15 protein-coding genes and 3 pseudogenes are annotated in these 17,344 nt (G+C 32.2%); 15 read left to right on the top strand and 3 right to left on the bottom strand.

What is annotated here, in order from left to right; genetic code table 11:
• The first annotated feature begins 200 nt into the window (after positions 1 to 200).
• The 10 genes and pseudogenes from DYD17_RS08320 to DYD17_RS08270 all read left to right on the top strand — a co-directional run bounded on the left by DYD17_RS08320 (position 201) and on the right by DYD17_RS08270 (position 8,523).
• The gene (locus DYD17_RS08320) at positions 201 to 620 is read left to right on the top strand and encodes a hypothetical protein (protein ID WP_115253045.1); all 420 of its coding nucleotides are present in this window, start codon (positions 201 to 203) and stop codon (positions 618 to 620) included.
• A gap of 416 nt (positions 621 to 1,036) precedes the next feature.
• Positions 1,037 to 1,366 carry a DUF1648 domain-containing protein gene (locus DYD17_RS08310; RefSeq protein WP_115253043.1) on the top strand — a complete coding sequence of 110 codons (330 nt, stop codon included), beginning with the start codon at positions 1,037 to 1,039 and terminating at the stop codon, positions 1,364 to 1,366.
• A 338-nt stretch (positions 1,367 to 1,704) separates the two neighbouring features.
• A pseudogene (locus tag DYD17_RS10950) lies at positions 1,705 to 1,785 on the top strand (aminoglycoside 6-adenylyltransferase); the annotation flags it as partial.
• A pseudogene (locus DYD17_RS08300) lies at positions 1,776 to 2,162 on the top strand (histidine phosphatase family protein); the annotation flags it as partial. The pseudogenes DYD17_RS10950 and DYD17_RS08300, both read left to right, overlap by 10 nt.
• 17 nt (positions 2,163 to 2,179) lie before the next feature.
• Positions 2,180 to 2,692: a GNAT family N-acetyltransferase gene (locus DYD17_RS08295; protein WP_115253041.1), complete on the top strand. Its 513-nt coding sequence runs from the start codon at positions 2,180 to 2,182 to the stop codon at positions 2,690 to 2,692.
• A 524-nt stretch (positions 2,693 to 3,216) separates the two neighbouring features.
• Positions 3,217 to 3,945 carry a hypothetical protein gene (locus DYD17_RS08290; RefSeq protein ID WP_003060484.1) on the top strand — a complete coding sequence of 243 codons (729 nt, stop codon included), beginning with the start codon at positions 3,217 to 3,219 and terminating at the stop codon, positions 3,943 to 3,945.
• An 855-nt stretch (positions 3,946 to 4,800) separates the two neighbouring features.
• Positions 4,801 to 6,090: a radical SAM/SPASM domain-containing protein gene (locus DYD17_RS08285; protein ID WP_018366728.1), complete on the top strand. Its 1,290-nt coding sequence runs from the start codon at positions 4,801 to 4,803 to the stop codon at positions 6,088 to 6,090.
• A 156-nt stretch (positions 6,091 to 6,246) separates the two neighbouring features.
• Complete coding sequence (locus tag DYD17_RS08280; protein ID WP_115253040.1) at positions 6,247 to 7,824, top strand: ATP-binding cassette domain-containing protein; 1,578 nt, start codon at positions 6,247 to 6,249, stop codon at positions 7,822 to 7,824.
• Positions 7,825 to 7,843: 19 nt separating this feature from the next.
• Positions 7,844 to 8,182: pseudogene (locus DYD17_RS11360) on the top strand (hypothetical protein).
• A gap of 2 nt (positions 8,183 to 8,184) precedes the next feature.
• On the top strand, positions 8,185 to 8,523 hold the full coding sequence (locus DYD17_RS08270; RefSeq protein ID WP_115246290.1) for a hypothetical protein: 339 nt from the start codon (positions 8,185 to 8,187) through the stop codon (positions 8,521 to 8,523).
• A gap of 22 nt (positions 8,524 to 8,545) precedes the next feature.
• On the opposite strand, the gene DYD17_RS10965 is transcribed toward DYD17_RS08270, so the two are convergent.
• Both DYD17_RS10965 and DYD17_RS08260 read right to left on the bottom strand, forming a co-directional pair.
• Complete coding sequence (locus DYD17_RS10965; RefSeq protein ID WP_176579753.1) at positions 8,546 to 9,430, bottom strand: ImmA/IrrE family metallo-endopeptidase; 885 nt, start codon at positions 9,428 to 9,430, stop codon at positions 8,546 to 8,548.
• Complete coding sequence (locus DYD17_RS08260) at positions 9,427 to 9,792, bottom strand: helix-turn-helix domain-containing protein (RefSeq protein WP_018366732.1); 366 nt, start codon at positions 9,790 to 9,792, stop codon at positions 9,427 to 9,429. The genes DYD17_RS10965 and DYD17_RS08260 overlap by 4 nt, the downstream gene beginning before the upstream one ends.
• A 1,016-nt stretch (positions 9,793 to 10,808) precedes the next feature.
• Here DYD17_RS08260 and DYD17_RS08255 point away from each other — a divergent pair.
• From DYD17_RS08255 to DYD17_RS08245, 3 genes are all read left to right on the top strand, one after another.
• A protein-coding gene (locus DYD17_RS08255) for an IS3 family transposase (protein ID WP_115276455.1) occupies positions 10,809 to 11,914 on the top strand; the annotation gives its coding sequence in 2 pieces (ribosomal slippage) (positions 10,809 to 11,085 and positions 11,085 to 11,914; 1,107 coding nt in all).
• Positions 11,915 to 12,143: 229 nt separating this feature from the next.
• Entirely contained in the window at positions 12,144 to 12,578 is a 435-nt protein-coding gene (locus DYD17_RS08250; protein WP_115246289.1) for a helix-turn-helix domain-containing protein, read from the top strand.
• A 157-nt stretch (positions 12,579 to 12,735) separates the two neighbouring features.
• Positions 12,736 to 13,176, top strand: coding sequence for a thioredoxin family protein (locus DYD17_RS08245; RefSeq protein ID WP_115246288.1), 441 nt, complete (start codon positions 12,736 to 12,738; stop codon positions 13,174 to 13,176).
• A 245-nt stretch (positions 13,177 to 13,421) separates the two neighbouring features.
• Here the strand turns inward: DYD17_RS08245 and DYD17_RS08240 are convergent.
• Positions 13,422 to 14,527 (bottom strand): IS3 family transposase gene (locus DYD17_RS08240; protein ID WP_115252702.1). Its coding sequence is split into 2 segments (ribosomal slippage): positions 13,422 to 14,251 and positions 14,251 to 14,527, totalling 1,107 coding nucleotides; the frame shifts between segments, so codons are not numbered across the junction.
• A 69-nt stretch (positions 14,528 to 14,596) separates the two neighbouring features.
• Here DYD17_RS08240 and DYD17_RS08235 point away from each other — a divergent pair.
• A complete protein-coding gene (locus DYD17_RS08235; protein WP_115253262.1) occupies positions 14,597 to 14,890 on the top strand; it encodes a hypothetical protein in 294 nt (97 codons plus the stop codon).
• A gap of 79 nt (positions 14,891 to 14,969) precedes the next feature.
• Positions 14,970 to 17,252, top strand: a complete 2,283-nt coding sequence (locus DYD17_RS08230; RefSeq protein WP_115253039.1) for a C39 family peptidase — start codon at positions 14,970 to 14,972, stop codon at positions 17,250 to 17,252.
• Positions 17,253 to 17,344: the final 92 nt, after the last annotated feature.

Raw genomic sequence — 17,344 nt, 5'->3', positions numbered from 1 at the left:
TTTACGTGGTGAAGGTGAAAATTAATTGAGACTATCAAAGAAGTAGACATGCTTTTATCTGATATTACTTAGAAGTATAATTTGCGGGGATTAAAAAATATTTTTAAAGTAGGTATTAACTATTATTTTTGCATTTAGGAAAAGGTAGAAATGGGTAATAGAAAAAATTTTTATGTTTATTAGTTACATTAGTAATCTATTTGCTTTTAGATTACTTGAATTTACTATCAAAAATAGGTTTAAATATAAATAAAATAAATTTAGATGTGCTAAGTATACTAATTATAATTGTTTTATATGTAACTACATTTATTCTTATCGATCATGAACAACTTGAAAAAGAAAAAAATAAAATTGAAACTTTCAAATTAGTATTAAAAGGTATTTATGAAAGTTGCCTCGAAAATATAGATCTATATACTGATGAAATAATAGAAAAATATATCGCTCCAAAATGTGACTTTAATAAAGTATTAAATGAAGATAGATATTTTTATAATCTGGTTCACCAACCATTCCAAAACGAAGCAATGTTACACGAACTCTTAAAAGATGGTGTAATTTCAACAAAACTTTATGAAGATTATTTAGAATGTAAAAAAGTTATATTAGTTATGTAATTAAAAGAATAATACTTTGTGTTAAATAATCCTGATTTACAGAAGGGTTGTGATAATTTATTTACTTTTATTGGAGTAGATCCCAAGGGTGAATACATAGGTTGTTGTGGGTTAACAATGAGATATATACCATCTATGCATTTAGGAAATATAAATAGCATTTCCTTAAGCGAATCATATTTTAAGCAATATAATGATTTTCTCAATTGAAATCCCCAAGTTTTCTCATAGCTGTATGTATTGTGCATACTTATATAATAATGAGCGGGTAAGAAAAATAATAAGTGAAAATTACTTGAAAATTAATAAAGAAATTGATAATGAGTTTAGTGAAAAGATCCAATGGTTCAAATCCAAATCAAAAAATGGTTTCTTGCAAGTTAATTAAGAAAGTTAATTAAGAAAGAGGACTATTAATGAAAAAGTTAAGGTTATATATTAGAGCGATATATATATTTATTATCTCCCTAACACTCATTTTATATATTTTTTCACCGAAGAAGATCATTGTTCATTTTAATAATGGTTTGCCTGATAGATATGGTAATAAAATATCTTTATTTGTATTTTCAATTTTTACTATCATAGTAGGAGAAATTGGGATTTCATTTTTTAAATTTAAAAGGAAGAAAAATGGATTAGAAGATTCACCTATTTTAAGTTGGCAAGAAATTAGATTTTTTCAAATAGTAGCATTGATAGTCCTTGTATTTTTAATTGCTATGATTCATCAATTAATTTATTAAAAAACATATTAATAGCATTGTATTCATTTGGGGGACAAATTCTCTTTAGATAATCAAAAAAGCCTTAACAAAGGCTTTTTTTTTATAGTACGGATATCCTCTACAAGATGAAACCAAAGATCTTTAAAGTATGGAAAATTATGATATTAGTTTTTTAAAAAAATTTTTGAATCGTAATCTGATGTTCAGAAATATAAAAAATTTGATTCTTTGGTGGGCATAAAGGTATTTCAATGTTAATTTAAGTTTGTGACTACATACTTGTAGAAAAATACAAGGATAGTATAAAGATATTAGAAAAAATATGGTAATATAAAGTGAAGTAGGAGGTAGCCATTATGAGAGATGAGCAAGAAATATATAATTTGGTTTTAAACATAGCAAATCGAGATAAAAGAATCGAAGATGTACTATTGAACCATTAGCAGTTAGTAAGAATAAACAAATCATAAGAACTGATGGATTAAGAGAGCGAAAACTCTCTAATGGATGGATTGATAATTTCAATGAAATGGCACGAAAACAATGGGAAGACTTTAATTTTAAGTTGCCGAATGGTGAAAGTTTAAGAGAAGTTCAAGAAAGAAATATTGAAGCATTAAATTCTATTTTAGCAACTTCAAGAAATGAAACAGTTGTAATAGGAACACATGGAACAGCTTTATCAACAATAATTAATTATTATCAAGAAGACTTTAAGTTTGATATGTTTGATAAATACAAACATGAATTTCCGTGGGTCGTTAAAATTGAGTTTAATGAAAGTGGAAAGAAAAATATAGAAATCATCATATAATACAGAGAGGTGCTCACATGTCACTTGAATTAATTGAAGTAAATCTTCAATCTAATCAAGGTTTTATTGATCATGCCTGTGAACTGATAAAAAGTTTTTGGAAGATTCATAGTAACTATATTCAAACGGACGAAGAGGGTAAGGAAGACTTCAAGGATTGGCAAAGTGAAGGAAATCTTTTCTATCTAGTTAAATTTCAAAATCACTATATTGGTTTTGCAAGATTAGGAAATAGAGGTGCTAAAATTGATTGGTTAGAAGATTTGTTTATAGATGAGCAATTTCAAAATAGAGGACTAGGAACACAAGTCATCAATATATTAGAAGATAAAGTAAAACAATACTCGGAATCTTTGTATCTAGAAGTGGCTTCAAGAAATTTGAAAGCAATGAAATTATATAGAGAGTTAGGCTTTGATTGCTTAAACTCAATTACCATTCGTAAAGATTTTCAAAAAGAAAATTTTGAAGTAATTGAACGTCAGAAAATATCAGATTTTCAATTTGACATCAAAAAATATAATAAATAATTCCGGGGACAAATGATGGGACAAATCCCCCTTAAACAAGCAAAAAAGCCTTTATTTAAAGGCTTTTTCTTATATAGTTATATGCCCCCTACAGGATAAAACTAAGGTAAGATAAAATGTGATAAGTGATGTTACCAGATATTTAAGGGTGTTCTAAGTCAATAATTAATGTTAAGTAAAGTCATAAAATAAAATTTTGGTGGGCAAAAGGTGGGCAAAATAATAAAAATTCGGGAACATAATTATTAGTAAATAATTGCTATTCTTGTATATTTATAGAGTTTAGATGCTAAAAGAAATTGTAATTAATGGCTTAATAATTCTATACTATTATCTAAATTTAGAATAGTTTTTTGAATAAAATAGGTTACTTAAGTTAAATTATTTTATTGTGAAAATTATGTAGGATTTTCAAACGAAGAGTATATGGAGCTATAAAGAAAGCGCTTCCTTTCAGAGGAGATATGGTGTATAATTATATTAAAGTAATATTTTAATTTTTATTTTGGAGAAGAAGGATAATTATGAAAAAGACAAAAGTTATACTGGCTGCTTGTATAGTTGGGATGAGCTTCTTAGTTACAGAGAATTCAAGTATTCATTCAGTAAACGCTAATGAAGTGGTAAATTCTAACGATAGCTCTCAAACTTCAAATATAGTTATTTCATCCGAAAAAATATCTCCATATGTTATAGAGTTTGTCACTCAACAGGAAACGAATAATATTGCTTCCTATGCACGTTCTTTATCATCTCATAATGATGAAAATTATACTACGGTCAGATTTGACTTTTCGCAAGCAGAATTTTATGATGATAATGGAAATTTGCTTGATAAAGATACTATTATGGAAACTATAAGACCAGAGAAACTTCTTGCTAGATCTGCAGGTACAAGTGGTGGAACATGGTCTTCAGGATCTGGTTACAGTGTATGTAAAGGAATGCTTGTTTCAGGGAATGCAGGATTAGTAGGTTTACAAGCAACTTATTACGTAGATTTTCAGAAGGTTCAAGGTGGGTATGACAGGCTTGATAGAGTATATGGTGCCACAGTTAATGGAGCAGGAAGTTGGGCTTTTTTAGCTAATGGTGTATTTAGAGCTAGTGAGGCACCTGGAGCTTCAGCGTATGGTGGTATAAAAGGTCAATGGACTGTCTCTCCAGGATTAGGACTTCCTTCAGGAACTTCTACAAAACATCTGTATTTCAGAGTTGGTAATGATACTTTTTGGTTGGATACTAATTTTTAATTAGAGATTAGTCAGGAGGTTATTATGGCAGAGTTTATGCTATATTTAGGAATACTATTGAATTTGTTGTACTTAGGACTTGCTATTACGGCAGTAATTTGTCTTATAAAAATATATAAATTACTTGCAAAAAAATAATTAGATTAAAAGAGATTTACTTTTTAAATTAAAATATCACTTTCTGATTTAATGGGCTTGCATTTTCAAAATGCAAGCTTTTTTGTATGCAATCTTAAAATGATATTATTTGTGTTACTTATATAGTATTGGTGTTATAATAAAAATATAGGAAGTGAAAAGTGTTGCCTTTTCAAGAAATCAAGATTTGAATATAAAGGTTTATAAATAGACAGTAATATATATTAAGAATATTTTAATTCTAAGTTAGTATTGAAATTTTAAAAAATTCCGGGGACAAATGATGGGACAAATCCCCCTTAAACAAGCAAAAAAGCCTTTATTTAAAGGCTTTTTCTTATATAGTTATATGCCCCCTACAGGTAGAAAAAGCATAATAAAGAAAATTTATAGACAAGAATAGCTAGTATTATCAAGGGATTTATCATTTTATGTTTTTAAAAATAAATATAGAAAGTATGACTTTTTAGAACAAATCTAGAACAAAAATGAAGTTATGAAAAAAAGATATACTTCTTTTTTAGAATATTCAATCTATTGATCATTGTAAAAAAGAAGTATACATTTGGAACTCTAGTTATCTATGAACTGGTTGCACTTGACTTGACAACTTGCGAAATTAAATAATATTTCAAAAAATTAAAAATTATCTTGACACTAAAATGAAAGCGGATTATAATGTGAGTGTAATTATTGATGAGACAAAGAGGTGTTGCAATGAAGATGTCACCACGTATTATTAGCTATGATATTAGTGAAGGAACTGTATTTTTTAATACAAAAACCAATGACTCATTTTTAATAACTAATGAACTAATTAAAAAAGTAGATGAAGATGAAGAAACTGAAAAACAATATGAAAGTTATTTAGAACAACATAATTATTTTTTGGAAGAAGATGAAGTCGATAAATATTTAACTCAAATCTTGGAAGCAGATAAAGAAAGATTAGGACTAACAGTTTTAACTCATGGAGATTGTAATTTTAGATGTAAGTATTGCTATGAGCACTTTACCAATATTTCAATGTCTTTGGAAACAGAAAATGCCATTTTTAATTTTGTTGAAGAGAAAATTAAAACAGGACAATTCAAATATTTAACAGTAGCTTGGTTTGGTGGAGAGCCATTGCTAGGCTTTAAAACTATAGTTAGTTTGGGTAAAAGGTTAATTTCTTTATGTAATAAGTATAATGTTAATTATGATTCTTCACTTACGACAAATGGATTCTTGTTAGACAAAAAGAAATTTGTAACTCTAGTTACAGATTTAAGAGTTACTTCTTATCAGATTACTTTAGATGGAAATCAGGAAAGTCATGATTGTCAGAGGATTTCACGAACTGGAAAGGGGACATATGATAGAATTTTAAAAAATCTGATTGGTATGAGACAGACAAAATTAGATTTTGAATGCATTATAAGATTCAATATAACTAAAGAAAATTATCCCAATATATGTAGTTTTTTGAAACACGATGGATTGATTTTTAAAGAAGATGAAAGATTTTTACTTTTTTACCGTAATGTAGGAGATTGGGGGAAAGGAGATAGGGTAGAGGATTCTTTGACTTTAGTAAATCGTAGTACTGCTTTTGAACTTTCAAAACGAGCAGTAAAGGAGGGTTACTCTTTATTTGCCTCTAGATATAATACTAGTCATTTTTTTAGTTGTTATGCCAATAAGAAAAATCATTACGCTTTTAATGTCAATGGGATAGTTCAATCTTGTACAGTTGCTTTATATGATAAAAAAAATATTTTTGGTAATATCAATACTGGTTTTGTTAATCAAAATAAGATAGATAAATGGGTTATTAATGTTGATGATTCATGTTCAGACTGTCCATACTTGTTAATATGTAAATCAGGTAATTGTCCGATGGTTAAGCGAATAAATGGTGTTTCTTTCAAGAGGATTTGTGAATCAATGAAAAATACCATATATGAAAATCTAGCACTATTCGCCTTAGACGGACAGTATAATGATATATTAGATGTTGAATGAAAAGAGGTGATAATATATGGTAGTTAAAGAAAACAAAAAGTCTCACTCTAAACGTGACAGAAGTGTAAATGCAAAATGTGAACAAAATAATATTGCATGTCATTAAGAAATTAGGGAGGAGTGCTAGCCTCCTTTTTTTAAGATTGCGAGGAAACAATGAAATCAATCTTTAACTATCTTGATAAAAAAACTAAATGGCTAGTGATTACAGGAAGTTTAGCTAATAGTTTTGCTGCCTTAGGTCAACCCTTTGTTCTTTCAAAAGCATTGGATTTAAAGGAAAAAATCTTTGATTTTAACGTGATTCTTCAGTTCACGATTTACGGATTTTCAGTCTATATGACCTTGTATGCTTTAATGCTCTTTGCCAATCATACCACAAATGTTTTTCGTAGGGAAATTCATAAAAATATGAGATTGGCGCTCTTTAAAAAGTTACTTGTTAACAAGCGCTTCACAGATGATGAGAAAATCTCTATATTGACTCAAGATATGGAATACCTAGGAGATAATTATCTGATTTGCTTTGTGACTATGCTTACTTGGGGTATTTTATGTTTGGTTACAGCTTCTTATATTATCTTACAAGATTATGTGCTGGGAAGTATGTTTGTCTTGTTTAGTATTATACGTCCAATCCCCCAATTTATTCTAAGCCATAAACTAACAGATAATGGTGAAAAAATGAATACAGATAGGGGGCATCTTTATACTGTGGTGAGCGATAATATGAGAGGAAGTCAGACAATTATTAATAATCAGGTCGTAGGTGAAGCAATAGGTCACTTTCATCAGACCCATACAACTTATCAAGAATCCCTTCAAAAATATGCCTTTACACACAATATTATTTATTTTTTCAATGGCTTTATGCTTTTTTTGAGTCAAGTTGTACCTTTGGCTTTAGGTTTTTACTTTACTCTTCAAGGAAATGTTGTCAGTGTTGCAAAATTAATTGCGATGTATATCGCTTCTAATCAGTTAGTTAATCCGATTCAAACCATTATGTACAATGTTGCATCGATCCAAGGCTCAAAACCGCTAGCAGATAAGATATTTAGCATTCTAAATGAAGAAGAAATGGAAGGAACAGCTGTCTCTAAAGCTACCGTAGCTAATATTGAGCAACTTGTGGTAGCGGATGTGACTAAATCTTATGGTAGCAAAAAGCTTTTCTCACAATTAAGCTTCACTTGCAAAATGGGTGATAAGGTATTAATTAAGGGAGCCAGTGGATCTGGTAAGTCAACCTTATTTAGAGTCATCTCTCAACTTGACAGTCCTGACAATGGAGAAATTTTTGTTAAGACAAGAGATGGCTTAACCTTTAATAATTTTAGAGGTAATATTAGTCATATTACTCAAAGTCCATTTTTGTTTAATGATACTATCCGATATAACTTAGCCTTAGGTCAATCTTTCTCAGATGAGGAACTGCTAGAGGTCCTAGAAGCCGTTGGGTTAGTTGATGAAATGGATCATATCTTGGATGTTATGATTGTCGATAACGGGACTAACATTTCAGGTGGTCAGCGCGTTCGACTAGAGATTGCGAGATTTTTACTTAGGAAAAAAGATATCCTATTGGCAGATGAGGTTACAGCTTCTCTTGATGCTACTAATAGTCAAAAAGTCAGAGATATTCTGTTAAGCTTACCTATTTTAGTATTAGAAATTGCCCATTATGTGGATGATGATGGTCGTTACGACAAGACTATCTATTTAACTAAATAAGTTAGTAGGAATACTTTAAATGAATGATATTGAGATATATTCTATTTTAGTTTCTCGTATTGAATATTCTGATGGTACAGGTTTAAAGGTTCGTCCCGCTGTAGTAGTCAAATTTAATGATGAAGTAATAAAAACTTTAAGATTAACTACTAAATATGAAAATGAGTCTGACTATATAAAAGGCCAGTATTTAGAAGTTATTGATTGGGCAAAAGCAAATTAAAAAAAGCGTTCTTGGATTGATACAATTCAGTATTATGATTTAGAGAACAAGGGATTCAATATTAAAATTATTGGTAAGTTAAGTGATAGAGATATTGAAAGATTAAAAGATTTTCTTAGAGAAAGAGAAATTTAGGTATGAAAAGGAAATTAGTTGGTTTGATTGTTCTAGCTATATCTACAGTATTTTTAGTTGCTTGTTCGACTAATTCGTTAAATGGAAAGTATTATAAAGTATATGATGGTGAAAAAACATTAGTTTTAGAAATTAATGGTAAAGATGCTTATATAAATTTAGATGGTAAAAAGGTTATTACAAAAATTGATAAGGAATCAAAAATTATCTTTTATGAAGACTATGGTGTTAGAACTTTAAAATATGAGATTTCAAGAGATGGAGAATTTTCATATTTTGGAGATATTGCTGGGAAAGATATTCTTTATAAAGAAGGCAGCAAGAGTTTAGAAAAGCACTAAGAAATAAAGAATAAAGTTAGGACTATTTTCCTAACTTATTTTTTTTATTTAAAAAATGAACTTCAAAATGTAAAGTCTTAACCTTGCTCAATACCTGACTTTTAGTTAAATAAGTTGTATCCCAACAATAAAAAATGTTTTTACCAAAATCAAAATAAGAATCAAAAAGAAGATTAGGATCGCTCTGTCTTAATTTTTCTTGGAAAGTGTTATCTGATAAATCATCGAATTCAAGCGAGGAAATCATATAGTTTTTATTTAATTGATGAAATGCTTTCTCAAAAATGTTTGGGGTTATTTGTTCATATTCAAAAATAATATTATGTTTGACATCATAAAGAGCCAAATTCATGTCTTGATTTTTGTTTCCTTGAAAGTCACTAACGATTGTACTTATTTCTTTATTGTTCAAATTGGAATGATCTTTAAGTAGATGGAAGAGTCTTATTTCTAAACACTCTTTTGAAATTTCTAAATCAATGGTTATTTCTTTAAATAGTTTATTTTCGTAAACAATTTTATAAAGTATAACAATATCTGGGGCTAATATAAAGCCAGCAAAATAATTAGCCTCATGTTCTTGGTTTGTATTTTCGTTATTTTCTGTGAAAATATGACCTTCATGATTAAGTAGAATATGTCCTAATTCATGACATTTTGTAAAATTTTGTCTTGTTTTAGGATGTTCTTTTTGGTAGAAGATACTGGGAAAATCATTTCTATTAATAATTGAAAACCCAGAAATACTTTGATGTAGTTTCGATTCGACAGTTATGATATTAAACTTTTCGCAGAAATGCTCAAAAAAAGAATGATAATTATAGTATTTACTTTTAATATCATTCAATTTCATATATGTATAAACCAGTTCTTTAGCGGTTTGAATTGCGTAAGTATAAGGTGTCACTGATTACCTTTCTTATTCTTTCTTTCATCAATGATTTTTTGTCGTTCAGCTAAAACTCTCTTTAAATCCTGTTCAAGTTCAATTTTTTCTTCATCAGTTAAGTTATCAGAAGTCTTTCTAAAGAGGATTTCAAAGTCAGATAAATTTATTTCGTCAGGATTCTTAATATTGGTATTACCTAATAGATAATCAGTTGAGACGTTGAAGAAATTGGCGAGTGTTTTAAGTTTTTCTGGTGATGGTTCAAACTTACCTCTTTCCCAGTCTCCATACGCAGGTTGAGAGATATTAAGTTCTTTTGCTATCTCTACTTGAGTTAGTTTAAAACTTTTACGTAGTTCCTTAAGTCTTTCATTAAGCATAATAACTCCTTAAAAAAATATATTAATATTTTTGAAAAAAGTGTTGACAGAAATATAAGCTTAACTTATAATATAAATATAAGCTTAGCTTATAAAACTCTTTCAAAAAAGTGTAGTCGTATTTCATAAATAATCAAAAAGTTACACTGATTTGAGACAAGAGTTACTTTAAGATCATTGATAATAGAATAAAAAGTGCGTCAGACAACTCAGAACTTGAGATGAATAACACACCTTAATAAAATTTAAGCACCTTTATTATAACGTGAAATTCTTCAAAAGTAAAGCTTGGTTTCAATTACGATACCAGAGGTAATGTCTGACAACTTTTGAAGTTTGAATTTTGCTTGTTTAAGCAAAAAAGCTAGATAGTTATTCCTACCTAGCTTAGTTTTACTATAAAAATTGATGCAAAATAATTGCGATCATGATTATAGTAATTACTGTGTGTTCAACTAAGCAATGAAAGTATAATCCAAGTAATTGGAAAAATGCTTTCATGATAGCGAACATCACTTCGGTGATAATTTCTATCATACCCTACCTCCTTATTAGACTAACTCTGAAGAGTCAATTCTGTTCAAAGTTTGCTTTCAGGTAGATCTAATAGGAGATGGGCATGATGTAGAATCACCATATATATTTTATCATTCTAGTGATGACTAAACAAGTAAAGTTCAGACCTCAAAAGCACACTAAGGTTTATGTTAGTTAGCCTGTGTTGAACAAAAAACTAAAACTGCTACTCTGCAAGGGGTGTTGACAATGATTACTGAAAACGTGGTGAGGCGGATTAGGTATGGTATTGTGGGCGGTGTGTTAGACTTTGTCTAGCTAAGGGATAAGGTGGACTTATTCGACTGAGTAGCTCATGTTGAGAAACATAGTGAAAGGAGTGTGCGAAGATATGAGCATGCAATTTAAATTGAAATATAGTGATAATATTTTGAATAGGTTACACTAAACTAGACAGAATTTATAAAGTGTTCTACACTAAAGAAAATAGGAGAACAGATATGTCTAGAAAAATACGTCGCCACTTCACCGATGATTTTAAGCAACAAATTGTTGACCTTTACAATGCTGGTAGAAAGCGTAGCAGTCTCATCAAGGAATATGAGCTAACCCCTTCCACCTTCGATAAGTGGGTTAGACAAGCCAAAACAACAGGTTCATTCAAGTCTGTTGATAATCTGACAGATGAACAGCGGGAGCTGATTGAACTCAGGAAACGCAATAAAGAACTCGAAATGCAATTAGATATCCTAAAGCAAGCGGCGGTGATTATGGCACAAAAAGGGAAATAATCACTGCTAATAAGGATAACTATAGCATTTCAGCCATGTGTCGTTGGTTGAACATTCCTCGTTCAAGTTATTACTACCAAGCTGTAGAACAAGGGGCCGAGGCGGTTTTCGAGGAAACTATTAAAACGATTTTCCATGAAAGCAAGTCCAGATATGGGGTTAGAAAAATCAAGAAGTGTTTGGAAAAAGATGGTATAACGCTATCTCGTCGTCGGATTCGACGCATTATGAAGCGACTCAATTTGGTTTCTGTTTATCAGAAAGCCACCTTCAAACCACATTCCAGAGGCAAGAATGAAGCCCCTATTCCCAACCATTTAGACAGGCAATTTAAGCAAGAAAGACCACTACAAGCCTTAGTCACTGACTTAACCTATGTTCGTGTAGGCAATCGTTGGGCTTATGTTTGCCTTATTATTGACCTATACAACCGTGAAATCATCGGCCTGTCTCTTGGTTGGCACAAGACCGCTGAACTCGTTAAGCAAGCCATTCAAAGCATTCCTTACGCCCTGACCAAAGTCAAGATGTTCCATTCAGATCGTGGCAAAGAGTTTGATAATCAGTTAATTGATGAAATATTGGAAGCCTTTGGAATCACACGTTCGCTTAGTCAGGCTGGTTTTCCTTATGACAATGCCGTAGCTGAAAGTACGTATCGTGCTTTCAAAATTGAATTTGTTTATCAAGAAACCTTTCAATCGCTGGAAGAACTAGCTCTTAAGACTAAAGACTATGTTCATTGGTGGAATTACCACCGCATTCATGGTAGTCTCAACTACCAAACACCAATGACTAAAAGATTAATTGCCTAGAAAACACTTTATAAATGTTGTACAGAAAAGTGTTGCCTTTTCATTTTTTCTATGTCGACTTCTTTCACAAGTCGGCTTTTTTGTTAAAAAATAAAAATAGAAATATAGTTTAGATATTATGAGGTATCGTCCTTTCTCTAAGCTATATTTTTTTATTTTTGGAAAGGGTATTAAGAATAGTATCTTTTTTAAAGGTAAAAATTTAGAATGATTGAAAGGGAGCTAAATAATGATTGATGTATCAAAAAAACTAAAACAACTAAGAATTGATGGAGGGATTGCTAAATCGCGGTTGGTCACTTATTTATCGATAACTTTAAGAACTTATGACAGATATGAAGATGGTAGTCGTACTCCTGATTTAGTAACGTTAATGAAATTATCGGATTTTTATCAATGCTCGCTTGATGAATTGGTTAAAGGGAACACAAAGGATACGCTTGTTGATAGGGCATTAGTTGTCTCATATAGAGACCTTAAAGATAAGGGATTGAATGATAAATTGGCTCATGGGCTAGTGAAGCAGGTTTATGATACTTATGAATTTGAGAAGGTTCCTAAAATGTCTGATGATAATAGGATTAAGTTTATCTATAAAGAAGATTTGGTTACTTTACTTGAAAGTATCGTGTCAAAAATACAAGAAGAGAAGAATAGTATCTAGTTAAAAGATTTTGGAGGTAATGAATGTTAGTTTATGAATTTATTAAACAAAAGATTTTGTGTTATCAGCTAACCAGGTTGTTACGAATAGGTACTGTAATGACAACTGGACTCTCCTATAGTTTAGATAACAGGAAAAAGTGGAGGTTAATTGAAACATGGAACCTCGATTGAGTATGCACTATTTTCAAGTGAAAAAAGAAATTTTTTGGGTATTATTATTGAGTCCACTTATTTTATTGATTATGTGGGGCTATGTTTCTAGCAATCAAGATGATGGTCGACTAACGCAAAAGCAATACTATGAAACAGTGGTCAACCAAACGGTTAATTTAGTGTTTTATAAAAAGTCATGTCCCTATTGCAAAGTAGCTAAAAAAGAAATTGCTACTCAAGCTAAGGATAGTAAAGTTATTACTTATTATATTGATACTAGTACAGGAGAAGGACAAAAATTGGTTAAAAAATACCATGTTAAGTACGCACCTACAATAGTGTCAATTAGAAAAGGAAATATTCAATCATTTTTGTATGCTCGAGATAGAGGCAACAACATTATAGTAGAAAAAGAAAAGATAAAAGAAGTATTTAGTCAGTAAGCTATGACTTTATGTATCATAGCTTTTTTATATTTGTTGAAAACAAGGGTAAAATACAGTAAACCTCCATTCTTCATTCTCCATTTTAAAACCGAAAAGATTTTACTCTTGTTTTGAGCAAGTATGCTTAATAATTTATTTATAGAAAAGAAAGGTATTATGATGTCTAGGAAAGGAGTACAAGAATACGATGTAACAAATGTGAAAAGGCAACACTTTTCTGTACAACATTTATAAAGTGTTTTCTAGGCAATTAATCTTTTAGTCATTGGTGTTTGGTAGTTGAGACTACCATGAATGCGGTGGTAATTCCACCAATGAACATAGTCTTTAGTCTTAAGAGCTAGTTCTTCCAGCGATTGAAAGGTTTCTTGATAAACAAATTCAATTTTGAAAGCACGATACGTACTTTCAGCTACGGCATTGTCATAAGGACAACCAGCCTGACTAAGCGAACGTGTGATTCCAAAGGCTTCCAATATTTCATCAATTAACTGATTATCAAACTCTTTGCCACGATCTGAATGGAACATCTTGACTTTGGTCAGGGCGTAAGGAATGCTTTGAATGGCTTGCTTAACGAGTTCAGCGGTCTTGTGCCAACCAAGAGACAGGCCGATGATTTCACGGTTGTATAGGTCAATAATAAGGCAAACATAAGCCCAACGATTGCCTACACGAACATAGGTTAAGTCAGTGACTAAGGCTTGTAGTGGTCTTTCTTGCTTAAATTGCCTGTCTAAATGGTTGGGAATAGGGGCTTCATTCTTGCCTCTGGAATGTGGTTTGAAGGTGGCTTTCTGATAAACAGAAACCAAATTGAGTCGCTTCATAATGCGTCGAATCCGACGACGAGATAGCGTTATACCATCTTTTTCCAAACACTTCTTGATTTTTCTAACCCCATATCTGGACTTGCTTTCATGGAAAATCGTTTTAATAGTTTCCTCGAAAACCGCCTCGGCCCCTTGTTCTACAGCTTGGTAGTAATAACTTGAACGAGGAATGTTCAACCAACGACACATGGCTGAAATGCTATAGTTATCCTTATTAGCAGTGATTATTTCCCTTTTTGTGCCATAATCACCGCCGCTTGCTTTAGGATATCTAATTGCATTTCGAGTTCTTTATTGCGTTTCCTGAGTTCAATCAGCTCCCGCTGTTCATCTGTCAGATTATCAACAGACTTGAATGAACCTGTTGTTTTGGCTTGTCTAACCCACTTATCGAAGGTGGAAGGGGTTAGCTCATATTCCTTGATGAGACTGCTACGCTTTCTACCAGCATTGTAAAGGTCAACAATTTGTTGCTTAAAATCATCGGTGAAGTGGCGACGTATTTTTCTAGACATATCTGTTCTCCTATTTTCTTTAGTGTAGAACACTTTATAAATTCTGTCTAGTTTAGTGTAACCTATTCAATAATTAAGAAAGCTATGTATGATGAAGGAACAGGTTTTAAGCCAATTTATTTTTATGGAATAGCTATCTGCGAAGGGACTAGAGAATTTTATAGACCTACTTATCCATTTGTTAGAAGTGAAGAAGATTTAGATAGCTTAAAAGATTTTATTAACTTATATGAGACAGATTTGTTAACTTTTTATACACATGGTCATAATTATGACTTTGGCTGTTTTATTTATGGTATAGGAAATGACGGAAAAGATAAGTTCCGTGATAAATGGTTTAAAGAAGGAGTCATCTTCTATTGAAATTTAAAAAATGAACCAAGGCAACATTAAAGTAGTATAATAATTTTAATAAAGGAAGTTACAGGAAGGGGAATTACTTATGAAACAAACAAAAGTATTAACAGGAATCGCAGTCGCCGCTTTATCTACAGGCACAGGTCTTGTGCAGGCAGATGATTTATCAAACACAAGACCAGCTAAAGTAGCTGAAGTTGTGACACATACGGAAGTGACAGAAAATCAAGTGGCGGACGCTAAAACAAAAGCTGATGAGGCAACGAAAGCCGTTAAGGATCAGGAAGCTACGGTGAAAGCTGCTGAAGCAGAAAAAACACAAGCCCAACAATCTTTAGTTGATGCGACAACAGCGGTTAATGATGCCGAAAAACTAGCCAGTGAAGCAACGCCAGAAGGTCTAATGAAAGCTCAAGAAGAGGCTGAGGCTAGCCAAAGCGCTGTTACTGATGCACAAGAACAGCTTGAAGCAGCTCAAGAGGCTGAATCAACAGCCCAAACAGCAGTTGACCATCAGAAAGAAACAGTCGCCAAAGCGTCTCAAGCAGTTGTTGAGAAAGAAGCTACAGTGACAAGTGCTACTCAAGCTGTTAATCAAGCCAAAGCAGCTCTCACGACAAGTAATCAAGTAGTTGACGTTAGTGCAGCGGAAGAAAAAGTGTTAGAGGCTCAAGAAGCGGTTACGAAAGTAGAAACACAAGTTAGTCAGGCTCAGGAAGCAGATGCAAAACATGAGTCTGATGTAAGCCATGCTAAAGAAGAGCTTGACCTTAAGTCTCAAAAATTAACAGAAAAACAAACAACTCTAGAACAAGTCATGGCTGCGATTGAAGCAGAGCGTCTTACTAAGTCGGTTGAAAATGGCACTTACTTTAACCAAAGAGATAACGAGTGGCAAAAAGCTTATGGTAATCAAACCTTTGCGGCGACAGGTTGTGTACCTAGTGCCTTGGCTATGGTTTTTTCAGATCTGGCTAAAAGAGATGTGACACCGACTGAGATTGCTGATTACTTATGGCATAACACAGATGAGTTTAATAAACATTATGGTGGTACAAGTGGTAAAGGACTTGTAGCTGCTACTAATCATTATGGCTTTGCTTCAACACATTTAGATAGTCAATCAACTATTATTGCAGCTTTACAAGCAGGTCATCATGTTTTGGCTGCAGTACAGAATAATAAATTTAGTCCTTGGGGATCACAATATAGTCATGAAATTGTCTTGCGTGGTTACTCAAATGGCAATACTTATGTTTACGATCCTTATAATCGAGCTAACATTGGTTGGTACCCTGTTGCTAATTTATGGAATGAACAAAGTAGAGACGCAATTGACACATCTAGTGTAGGCGTACCATTTTTCAAAATTACAACACAAAAAATGGCACAGCTCGAAAGGGCAAAAGCAGTAGCTAATGAAGGCTTAGATGAAGCTAAGCAAGCTGTTAAACAAGCGGAAGCAAATGTGACAGCCTTAGAACAAGTTATTTCTCAAACCTCACAAGCCAAAGAACAATTAGCTGCAGCTAAGGCTAACTTAGTCACAGCCAAAGATATGCTGGATAAGACTAAACAAACGGCTAAATTAACAGAACAAGACCTAGAAACGAAAACAGTTAATCTTAAGCAAGCCCAAGAACATCTAACCCTTAAACAAGATGACCTAGCTAAAGCTCAAACGGAGCTAGCAGCTCAAGAGAAAAGCTTGGAACAGTTAACTCAAGTGCTTTCATTAGCTCAAGAAAATCTTGGCCGTGCTACAAAAGCAGTTGAACAGGCTAAGGCTGACTTTACCCAAAAACAGGCTTATGTGACGAATCTTAAGCAAGTGACAAAACTGAGACAAGAAAGTCAAGACAAAGTAAACCAAGCTAAGGCGGTTCTCGGTGAAGCAAGTGCTCGTTTAGAACAAGAACTTGAGACCTTAAAAACCTTACAAGCCAAAGAGGCTAACCTAACAGCACAGTATCAAGCTATCTTTAAAGCCTATCAAGCTGTTTTAGCTGCGAAACACCACTCACAATTGGCTGAAAGCAAAGCTAAGCTTGAAGCTAAGGGAGAAGAAGCTGTTCCTGTGGTGAATGAAGTGGGACACGTAACGGATTATGTGTCTGGGCCAACACAGTTGGCTGATGCTGTAGCAGTGAGAACAGAAGAAACATCATCAAAAACAAAGAACACTTCTCCTGTTAGTGTGAAATTGATGGCCAAGCAAGGTCATCAAAAGGCTCTTGAAACTATCGTTACTTCACAAAGTAGCCTTCCTCAGACAGGTGAGCAAGTTGTCTCTATTTTGAGCTTAGTAGGTTTGAATTTTTTAGGCTTAAGTAGTTTTTTGGGGCTTAGGAAGCAAGAGGAAAAGTAATAAAATATAGAACAAGAGGTCATTCTTTAGAGAATGGCTTTTTGATTGGAGTTATGATGAAAATAGTTTTTAATTGGAAGGCAAGATTACCT

Origin of the sequence: Streptococcus dysgalactiae subsp. dysgalactiae, assembly GCF_900459225.1 — a bacterium.
Classification (GTDB): domain Bacteria; phylum Bacillota; class Bacilli; order Lactobacillales; family Streptococcaceae; genus Streptococcus; species Streptococcus dysgalactiae.
The sequence above is the reverse complement of the archived record's forward strand: the minus strand, read 5'-3'. Positions and strand labels throughout refer to the sequence as shown.

Excerpts from the sequence above, each read along its gene's own strand:
- DYD17_RS08245 (WP_115246288.1), top strand. The coding sequence starts at position 12,736 with ATGGAACCTCGATTGAGTATGCACTATTTTCAAGTGAAAAAAGAAATT.
- DYD17_RS08260 (WP_018366732.1), bottom strand. The coding sequence starts at position 9,792 with ATGCTTAATGAAAGACTTAAGGAACTACGTAAAAGTTTTAAACTAACT.
- DYD17_RS08310 (WP_115253043.1), top strand. The coding sequence starts at position 1,037 with ATGAAAAAGTTAAGGTTATATATTAGAGCGATATATATATTTATTATC.
- DYD17_RS08285 (WP_018366728.1), top strand. The coding sequence starts at position 4,801 with ATGAAGATGTCACCACGTATTATTAGCTATGATATTAGTGAAGGAACT.
- DYD17_RS08230 (WP_115253039.1), top strand. The coding sequence starts at position 14,970 with ATGAAACAAACAAAAGTATTAACAGGAATCGCAGTCGCCGCTTTATCT.
- DYD17_RS08290 (WP_003060484.1), top strand. The coding sequence starts at position 3,217 with ATGAAAAAGACAAAAGTTATACTGGCTGCTTGTATAGTTGGGATGAGC.
- DYD17_RS08295 (WP_115253041.1), top strand. The coding sequence starts at position 2,180 with ATGTCACTTGAATTAATTGAAGTAAATCTTCAATCTAATCAAGGTTTT.
- DYD17_RS08250 (WP_115246289.1), top strand. The coding sequence starts at position 12,144 with ATGATTGATGTATCAAAAAAACTAAAACAACTAAGAATTGATGGAGGG.
- DYD17_RS08270 (WP_115246290.1), top strand. The coding sequence starts at position 8,185 with ATGAAAAGGAAATTAGTTGGTTTGATTGTTCTAGCTATATCTACAGTA.
- DYD17_RS08280 (WP_115253040.1), top strand. The coding sequence starts at position 6,247 with ATGAAATCAATCTTTAACTATCTTGATAAAAAAACTAAATGGCTAGTG.